This is a genomic window from Vibrio sp. 2134-1 (assembly GCF_033339495.1).
Genome location: NZ_JAWOUS010000549.1, coordinates 1 through 643, shown reverse-complemented (window position 1 = coordinate 643; position 643 = coordinate 1). Strand labels below are relative to the sequence as shown.

Here is a 643-nt window from a genome sequence, read left to right as displayed (position 1 = left end):
GAGGTGCTGCACACTCAGTCCGGCCACCTGCCCGAGTGGGCCGAGCGCCCCGCCGACTACTGGGATGCTGCCGACCTGTATGAACGCGCCAATGGGCGGCTGTTCAAAGAGGTTGAGTTTGCCCTGCCGGTCGAACTGACCCTAGATCAGCAGCGGGAGCTGGTGGACGAATTCGCCCGGCATCTGACCGAGGGCGAGCGCCTGCCGTATACGCTGGCCATTCATGCCGGTAAAGGTGAGAACCCCCATTGCCACTTGATGATCTCTGAGCGGAAGAACGACGGTATCGAGCGCCCGGCTGACCAGTGGTTCAAGCGGTACAACGCCAAACAGCCAGAGCGGGGCGGGGCGCAGAAGTCCGAGAGCCTGAAGCCCAAGGCATGGCTTGAGCAGACCCGCGAGGCATGGGCCGACCATGCCAACCGGGCATTAGAGCGGGCTGGTCACGACGCCCGCATTGACCATAGAACACTTGAGGCGCAGGGCATCGAGCGCCTGCCGGGCATCCATCTTGGCCCCAACGTGGTGGAGATGGAGGGCCGGGGCATCCGCACCGAGCGGGCCGACACCGCCCTAGCCATCGACACGGCCAACGGCCAGATCATCGACTTACAAGAATACCGGGAGGTTATCGAGCATGAGC

Annotated in this window: 1 protein-coding gene; it reads left to right on the top strand. The window is 63.8% G+C overall.

Annotated features, from left to right (window positions below; genetic code table 11):
• Window positions 1-643 (top strand): MobA/MobL family protein (locus R7R78_RS27155; RefSeq protein WP_225474742.1); only part of this gene is annotated, 643 nt, incomplete at both ends.